The organism is Gammaproteobacteria bacterium, from assembly GCA_013003425.1.
Taxonomy (GTDB): domain Bacteria; phylum Pseudomonadota; class Gammaproteobacteria; order Steroidobacterales; family JABDKV01; genus JABDJB01.
This window is the reverse complement of record JABDJB010000073.1, coordinates 1-6334: the sequence shown is the minus strand read 5'-3', so window position 1 is coordinate 6334 and position 6334 is coordinate 1. Positions and strand designations below refer to the sequence as shown.

Genomic DNA, 6334 nt, shown 5'->3' with positions numbered 1-6334 from the left:
CCAGATGAAGGTGGAGCTGATTGCGCCGATCGCGATGGAAGACGGCCTGCGTTTTGCTATCCGTGAGGGTGGCCGGACCGTGGGTGCCGGCGTGGTTGCCAAGATTATTGAGTAAGGAATCGCGGCTTTTGCCGCAAATCGAGGCGGCCCGGCCGCCAACGTAAACGAATGAATGTAGGAGCGGCGATAGCCGCGAATGGAAAGGCAATATGGCAGCAAACCAGAACATCCGTATCCGGCTCAAGGCCTTCGACCACCGGCTGATCGACAATTCGGCCCGGGAAATCGTCGAGACGGCCAAGCGTACGGGCGCCCAGGTGCGCGGCCCGGTGCCTTTACCGACCAAAAAGGAGCGCTTTACGATCCTGATCTCGCCCCACGTCAACAAGGACGCCCGGGATCAGTACGAGCTGAGGACCCATAAGCGCCTGATGGAGATAGTAGATCCCACGGACAAGACCGTGGATGCCCTGATGAAGCTCGAGCTGCCCGCTGGTGTGGACGTTCAAATCAAATTGAACTGACCGCAAGCGTTGCTATAATAGGCGGCTCGCTTCGGCCCGGCCCGGCATATGCCCTGGCCGGGCCGCGGTTTTCAACAGGGGGGTGAAAACAGCGGTTTCGCACCCCCTGAGTCAGCGCCGACCAATCGTAGCCGGCGTGTCGAATAGAGGAACATGACAATGACTATCGGAGTGGTTGGCCGCAAGTGCGGCATGACTCGCGTCTTTACCGACGATGGCGCTTCGGTACCGGTAACGGTCATCGAGGCAACGCCGAATCGCGTGACGCAGGTCCGTGACCAGGAGCGTGACGGCTACCGCGCCGTGCAGGTTGCCGTGGGTGAGCGCAAAGCGTCGCGTGTTTCCAAAGCGATGCGTGGTCATTACAGTTCGGTTTCTGTCGAACCTGGTCGCGCGCTGCGTGAATTCCGTCTTGGCGAAGGCGAAGGCGATGAGCTTGCCGCCGGCGCCGAAATCAAGGTCGACATGTTCGAAGCCGGTCAGTACGTCGACGTGTCCGGCACCAGTATTGGTAAAGGTTTCGCCGGCACGGTCAAGCGGCATAACTTTCGCACTCAGGACAACACGCATGGCAACTCGCTGGCGCACCGTGCGCCGGGCTCGATTGGCCAGTGCCAGACTCCGGGTCGCGTGTTCAAGGGTAAGAAGATGTCCGGCCACATGGGTAACGTGCGCCGCACGGCGCAAAACCTCGAAGTGGTGCGCGTCGATGCCGAGCGCAATCTGATCCTGGTAAAAGGTTCTGTCCCGGGCTGCAAAGGTGGCGACGTTGTTGTACGTCCGGCCGCCAAGCGCCAGGGTTGAGGTAGGTACAGATGCAACTGCAGTTACATGGAAGCAAGAAGGGCGTCGACGTGTCAGACGATGCCTTTTCACGCGATTACAACGAGGCGCTGATACACCAGGTCATTACCGCTTATATGGCCGGTCGACGTCGTGGCACCAAGGCGCAGAAAGATCGCGCCCAGGTCAGCGGTGGCGGCGCCAAGCCGTGGCGCCAGAAGGGCACCGGTCGTGCCCGTGCCGGCACCATCCGTTCGCCAATATGGCGTTCCGGTGGCCGCACGTTTGCTGCCCGGCCGCGTAACTTCAAGCAGAAGGTCAACCGCAAGATGTATCGCGGTGCGATGAGTTCGCTGATGTCCGAGCTGATCCGCCAGGACCGGTTGCTGGTGGTTGAGACTTTCGAGCTGGACGCGCCAAAAACCAAGGGCCTGGTCACCAAGCTGAAAGACATGGGGCTGAATGATGTCCTGATCGTGCTGGAAGGCTTCGACGAAAACATTCACCTGGCATCACGCAACCTGCCAAAGGTGGCAATGCTGGAGGCCAGCGCAATCGACCCGATCAGCCTGTTGCACTACGACAAGGTGCTGACCACCGTGGCTGCGCTGAAGCGCCTCGAGGAGAAGCTGGTATGAGTACCGAAAGACTGATGACGGTCCTGCTGGGTCCGCACCTGTCGGAAAAAAGCCAGCGCGTGGCCGACAAGCACAACCAGATCGTATTCAAGGTACGCACCGACGCTACCAAAGCCGAGATCCGCGAAGCAGTTGAGTCGCTGTTCGAGGTCAAGGTCGAAGATGTCACCGTGGTGAACCAGCGCGGCAAGGTAAAGCGGGCGCGATTCAGCTTTGGTCGTCGCAACGACTGGAAAAAAGCCTATGTGCGTCTCGCCGAAGGCGACGACATCGATTTCATGGGCGCCGAGTAAGCGAGTCGGAAGGATAGATAGTCATGGCATTGCAAAAAGCTAAACCGACCTCTGCAGGCCGCCGCTTCACGGTGCGGGTGGTTACACCCGAGCTGCACAAGGGCAAGCCGTATGAGCCGCTGCTCGAGCACAAGACGCGCACCGGCGGCCGTAACACCGATGGGCGGATTACTTCGCGGCATCGTGGTGGTGGCCACAAAAAGCGTTACCGGAAGGTTGATTTCCGTCGCAACAAGGACGGCATACCGGCCAGGGTCGAGCGCCTCGAGTACGACCCGAACCGCAGTGCGCACCTGGCATTGCTGCTTTATGCCGACGGTGAGCGTCGCTACATCATTGCGCCGAAGGGCGTGAAAAAAGGCGACCAGGTGCAGTCGGGCAGCGAAGCGCCGATCAAGCCCGGCAACTGCATGACGCTGCGCACCGTTCCGCTGGGTTCGGTGGTTCATTGCATCGAGTTGAAGCCGGGCAAGGGCGCGCAGATTGCGCGCAGCGCCGGTACCTCGGCGCAGCTGGCTGCACGCGAAGGCGCCTACGCGACCCTGCGCCTGCGGTCCGGCGAGATGCGCCGGGTGCACATTGACTGTCGTGCCGTTATCGGTGAAGTCGGCAACGACGAGCACAACCTGCGCAAGCTGGGTAAAGCCGGCGCCAAGCGCTGGCGCGGCGTGCGTCCGACGGTGCGCGGTGTGGCGATGAACCCGGTCGATCACCCGCACGGCGGCGGCGAAGGCCGTACCTCGGGCGGCCGTCACCCGGTTACGCCCTGGGGTGTGCCCACAAAGGGTTACAAGACACGCAAGAACAAGCGCACCAGCAACATGATTGCTCGTCAGCGCAAACGGAAGAAGTGAGGTAAGGCGAGATGCCACGTTCGGTAAAGAAAGGCCCATTTGTCGACCTGCACCTGGAAAACAAGGTGCGGACAGCGGCTGCAGCCAATGATCGCCGGCCGATCAAGACCTGGTCGCGCCGCTCGATGATCCTGCCTGACATGGTGGGTTTGACGATAGCCATACACAACGGCCGTGCCCACGTTCCGGTGCTGATCTCCGAGAACATGGTTGGCCACAAGCTGGGCGAATTTGCCGCCACCCGGACCTTCAAGGGTCACTCGGGTGACAAGAAGACCAAGTGAGGAAGTGATGGAAACCGCAGCAAGACTCAGGTTCGCCCGCATTTCGCCGCAAAAGTGCCGGTTGTTTGCGGACATGATCCGCGGCAAGCCGGTCGGTGACGCACTGCAGTTGCTGCAGCATGCGCCGAACAAGAGTGCCGCCATCCTGCGCAAGTTGCTGGAGTCGGCCATCGCCAATGCCGAGCACAATGACGGTGCCGATATCGACGAGCTGCGGGTGTCCGCGATCACCGTCGACCAGGCGCCGATGTTCAAGCGCTGGAAGCCGCGTGCAAAGGGTCGCGCCAACCGCATAATCAAACAAAACAGCCACATCACGATACGCGTGGCGGACGAGTAAGGATTTAAGTTATGGGTCAAAAAGTCCATCCAATAGGTATCAGGCTCGGTATCACCAAAGACTGGTCGTCGAAGTGGTATGCCGATTCGAAATCCTATGCGGACCACGTGTACACCGATCACCTGATTCGCAACTTCCTCAAGAAGCGGCTGTCGCAGGCGTCGGTCAGCCGCATCCAGATAGAACGGCCGGCGAAAAAAGCGCACATCACGATTCACACGGCGCGGCCGGGTATCGTGATTGGCAAGAAGGGCGAGGACATCGAGAAGCTGCGTACCGAGGTGTCGCGCATGATGGACATGCCGCTGCAGGACGTTCGTATCAACATCGCCGAGATCCGCAAGCCGGAGCTCGATGCGCAGCTGGTGGCCGAGGGTCTGGCGCAGCAGCTGGAGCGTCGCGTGATGTTTCGCCGCGCCATGAAGCGCGCGGTAACCAACACCATGCGTATCGGCGCCGGTGGCATCAAGGTGAAAGTTGCCGGCCGGCTCAACGGGGCGGAAATTGCCCGCAGCGAGTGGTATCGCGAGGGCCGTGTGCCACTGCACACGTTGCGTGCCGATATCGACTATGGCCTGGCCGAGGCCCGCACTACCTACGGGATCATCGGCGTCAAGGTATGGATATTCAAGGGTGAGGTTTTTGGCCCGGAAGAGGCTGACGACAGCGCCGATTCCGGCAAACCCGCATCCAAGCCGTCGAAGCCGGCTACTGCGGCGAGCTGAGGTTTACTGAGATGTTGCAACCAAAACGGACCAAGTTCCGCAAACAAATGAAAGGCCGCAACCGTGGCCTGTCGACCCGTGGCAGTGCGGTGTCATTTGGTGAGTTCGGCCTTAAGTCGACCGATCGCGGCCGCATTACCGCGCGGCAGATCGAGGCGGCACGTCGCGCCATGACCCGCTACATCAAGCGCGGCGGCAAAATCTGGATTCGGGTTTTCCCGGACGTTCCGGTGACCAAAAAGCCGCTGGAAGTGCGTCAGGGTAAAGGCAAGGGCAGCGTCGAGTACTGGGTGGCGAAAATCCAGCCGGGCAAGGTGCTGTACGAAATCGAAGGCGTCAGCGAAGAGATCGCGCGCGAGGCATTTCGCCTGGCCGCGGCCAAGCTGCCGGTCCAGACCACCTTCGTGTCACGGCAGGTGATGTGATGAAAGCAAGCAAACTGCGTGATCACAGCGATGAGCAACTGGCTGAAGAATTACTCAAGCTGCGGCGCGAGGAGTTCAACCTGCGCATGCAGCAGGGGACCGGTCAGCTCGCACGCACCGATCAGTTCGGCAAAGTGCGCCGCAATATTGCGCGCATCAAGACCATCATGAATGAAAGAGCAGGGGCATGAGCGAAGCAAACGCCACAACAGAAAGCGGCACGATCCGCACCCTCACCGGGCAGGTGGTCAGCGACAAGATGGACAAGTCCATCACTGTTGCTGTTCAGCGCCAGGTGCGTCACCCGGTGTACGGCAAGTACATCCGTCTTACCAGCAAGGTGATGGCGCATGACGAAGAGAACGAGTGTCGTACCGGCGATACAGTAAGTATTGCCTCGTGCCGCCCGCTGTCCAGGCGTAAAACTTACCGCCTGGTCAGCATTATCGAGCGCGCGAGCCGCTGACAGGAGCAAGACGATGATTCAGATGCAAACGGTGCTAAACGCGGCAGACAACAGTGGTGCTCGCCGGCTCCAGTGCATCAAGGTGCTGGGCGGCTCGAAGCGTCGCTACGCCAACGTTGGTGATGTCATCAAGGTGAGCGTCAAGGACGCCATCCCGCGTGGCAAGGTCAAGAAGGGCGAAATATACAACGCCGTTGTAGTGCGTTCGCGCAAGGGTGTGCGACGCCCGGACGGTTCGCTGATTCGCTTCGACGGCAATGCCGCAGTGCTGCTGAATGCCAGGCTGGAGCCAATCGGCACGCGTATTTTTGGCCCGGTGACCCGTGAACTGCGCACAGCGAAATTTATGAAAATTATTTCGCTGGCGCCGGAAGTGCTCTGAGGAGCGGAACAGAAATGAAACGGATAAAGAAAGGCGACGACGTTGTGGTGATAGCAGGCAAGGACCTGGGGCGCCGCGGCACCGTGTTGTCACTGGTCGGCGACAGCCGCGTACTGGTCGAAGGCCTGAATGTGGCCAAGAAGCACGTTAAGGCCAACCCGCAGGCCGGCCAGCCCGGCGGCATCGTCGACAAGGAAATGCCGCTGCATATATCCAACGTAATGCTTTTTAACCCGATCACCAAGAAAGGTGACCGGGTCGGGTTCAAGACCCTTGAGGATGGCACCAAGGTGCGGGTTTATCGTTCGAACGGGGAGGTGGTCGACGTCTAACGTCGCCGGAGCTGATCATGTCCAGATTGCAGGATTACTACAGAGAAACCATCGTGCCGCAGCTGATGGAGAAGCTGAAACTCAGCAACCCCATGCAGGTGCCAAAGATCACCAAGATCACGCTCAATATGGGCGTGGGTGATGCGGTCGTCGACAAGAAGGTTATTGAGAAAGCTCGTGGAGACATGGAGAAGATTGCTGGCCAGAAGCCGGTAACGACCCTGGCTCGCAAATCGGTTGCTGCGTTCAAGATTCGCGACAACATGCCGATCGGCTGCAAGGTGACTC

General features: G+C 59.8%; 15 protein-coding genes. All 15 read left to right on the top strand.

Going from position 1 to position 6334, the window contains the following annotated elements:
• Window positions 1–115, top strand: a 115-nt coding sequence (locus HKN06_10515) for an elongation factor Tu (GenBank protein NNF61743.1), incomplete at its 5' end; no start/stop codon positions are given.
• A 94-nt stretch (window positions 116–209) separates the two neighbouring features.
• Entirely contained in the window at window positions 210–524 is a 315-nt protein-coding gene (gene rpsJ / locus HKN06_10510) for a 30S ribosomal protein S10 (protein ID NNF61742.1), read from the top strand.
• 159 nt (window positions 525–683) lie between these two features.
• Window positions 684–1328, top strand: coding sequence for a 50S ribosomal protein L3 (gene rplC / locus HKN06_10505; GenBank protein ID NNF61741.1), 645 nt, complete (start codon window positions 684–686; stop codon window positions 1326–1328).
• Between the two features lie 11 nt (window positions 1329–1339).
• Complete coding sequence (gene rplD / locus HKN06_10500) at window positions 1340–1945, top strand: 50S ribosomal protein L4 (protein NNF61740.1); 606 nt, start codon at window positions 1340–1342, stop codon at window positions 1943–1945.
• On the top strand, window positions 1942–2238 hold the full coding sequence (gene rplW, locus HKN06_10495) for a 50S ribosomal protein L23 (protein ID NNF61739.1): 297 nt from the start codon (window positions 1942–1944) through the stop codon (window positions 2236–2238). Before rplD ends, rplW begins: the two co-directional genes overlap by 4 nt.
• Window positions 2239–2261: 23 nt before the next feature.
• A complete protein-coding gene (gene rplB, locus HKN06_10490) occupies window positions 2262–3092 on the top strand; it encodes a 50S ribosomal protein L2 (protein NNF61738.1) in 831 nt (276 codons plus the stop codon).
• A gap of 11 nt (window positions 3093–3103) precedes the next feature.
• Window positions 3104–3376, top strand: coding sequence for a 30S ribosomal protein S19 (gene rpsS, locus HKN06_10485; GenBank protein NNF61737.1), 273 nt, complete (start codon window positions 3104–3106; stop codon window positions 3374–3376).
• 7 nt (window positions 3377–3383) lie between these two features.
• Window positions 3384–3716, top strand: coding sequence for a 50S ribosomal protein L22 (gene rplV, locus HKN06_10480; GenBank protein NNF61736.1), 333 nt, complete (start codon window positions 3384–3386; stop codon window positions 3714–3716).
• 11 nt (window positions 3717–3727) lie between these two features.
• Entirely contained in the window at window positions 3728–4441 is a 714-nt protein-coding gene (gene rpsC / locus HKN06_10475; protein ID NNF61735.1) for a 30S ribosomal protein S3, read from the top strand.
• 11 nt (window positions 4442–4452) lie between these two features.
• Entirely contained in the window at window positions 4453–4866 is a 414-nt protein-coding gene (gene rplP / locus HKN06_10470; protein NNF61734.1) for a 50S ribosomal protein L16, read from the top strand.
• Window positions 4866–5057, top strand: a complete 192-nt coding sequence (rpmC, locus tag HKN06_10465; protein ID NNF61733.1) for a 50S ribosomal protein L29 — start codon at window positions 4866–4868, stop codon at window positions 5055–5057. The genes rplP and rpmC overlap by 1 nt, the downstream gene beginning before the upstream one ends.
• Window positions 5054–5332 (top strand): 30S ribosomal protein S17, encoded by a 279-nt coding sequence (rpsQ, locus tag HKN06_10460; protein ID NNF61732.1) that lies wholly within the window; start codon window positions 5054–5056, stop codon window positions 5330–5332. The genes rpmC and rpsQ overlap by 4 nt, the downstream gene beginning before the upstream one ends.
• Window positions 5333–5345: 13 nt before the next feature.
• On the top strand, window positions 5346–5714 hold the full coding sequence (rplN, locus tag HKN06_10455) for a 50S ribosomal protein L14 (protein NNF61731.1): 369 nt from the start codon (window positions 5346–5348) through the stop codon (window positions 5712–5714).
• A 14-nt stretch (window positions 5715–5728) separates the two neighbouring features.
• A complete protein-coding gene (gene rplX, locus HKN06_10450) occupies window positions 5729–6046 on the top strand; it encodes a 50S ribosomal protein L24 (protein ID NNF61730.1) in 318 nt (105 codons plus the stop codon).
• Window positions 6047–6063: 17 nt separating this feature from the next.
• Window positions 6064–6334, top strand: a 271-nt coding sequence (rplE, locus tag HKN06_10445) for a 50S ribosomal protein L5 (protein NNF61729.1), incomplete at its 3' end; no start/stop codon positions are given.

Bases quoted from the DNA above. Each gene is read 5' to 3' on its own strand.
- rplD (NNF61740.1), top strand. From the start codon at position 1,340: ATGCAACTGCAGTTACATGGAAGCAAGAAGGGCGTCGACGTGTCAGAC.
- rplC (NNF61741.1), top strand. From the start codon at position 684: ATGACTATCGGAGTGGTTGGCCGCAAGTGCGGCATGACTCGCGTCTTT.
- rplX (NNF61730.1), top strand. From the start codon at position 5,729: ATGAAACGGATAAAGAAAGGCGACGACGTTGTGGTGATAGCAGGCAAG.
- rplW (NNF61739.1), top strand. From the start codon at position 1,942: ATGAGTACCGAAAGACTGATGACGGTCCTGCTGGGTCCGCACCTGTCG.
- rplP (NNF61734.1), top strand. From the start codon at position 4,453: ATGTTGCAACCAAAACGGACCAAGTTCCGCAAACAAATGAAAGGCCGC.
- rpsQ (NNF61732.1), top strand. From the start codon at position 5,054: ATGAGCGAAGCAAACGCCACAACAGAAAGCGGCACGATCCGCACCCTC.
- rplN (NNF61731.1), top strand. From the start codon at position 5,346: ATGATTCAGATGCAAACGGTGCTAAACGCGGCAGACAACAGTGGTGCT.
- rpsS (NNF61737.1), top strand. From the start codon at position 3,104: ATGCCACGTTCGGTAAAGAAAGGCCCATTTGTCGACCTGCACCTGGAA.
- rpmC (NNF61733.1), top strand. From the start codon at position 4,866: ATGAAAGCAAGCAAACTGCGTGATCACAGCGATGAGCAACTGGCTGAA.
- rplB (NNF61738.1), top strand. From the start codon at position 2,262: ATGGCATTGCAAAAAGCTAAACCGACCTCTGCAGGCCGCCGCTTCACG.
- rpsJ (NNF61742.1), top strand. From the start codon at position 210: ATGGCAGCAAACCAGAACATCCGTATCCGGCTCAAGGCCTTCGACCAC.
- rpsC (NNF61735.1), top strand. From the start codon at position 3,728: ATGGGTCAAAAAGTCCATCCAATAGGTATCAGGCTCGGTATCACCAAA.
- rplV (NNF61736.1), top strand. From the start codon at position 3,384: ATGGAAACCGCAGCAAGACTCAGGTTCGCCCGCATTTCGCCGCAAAAG.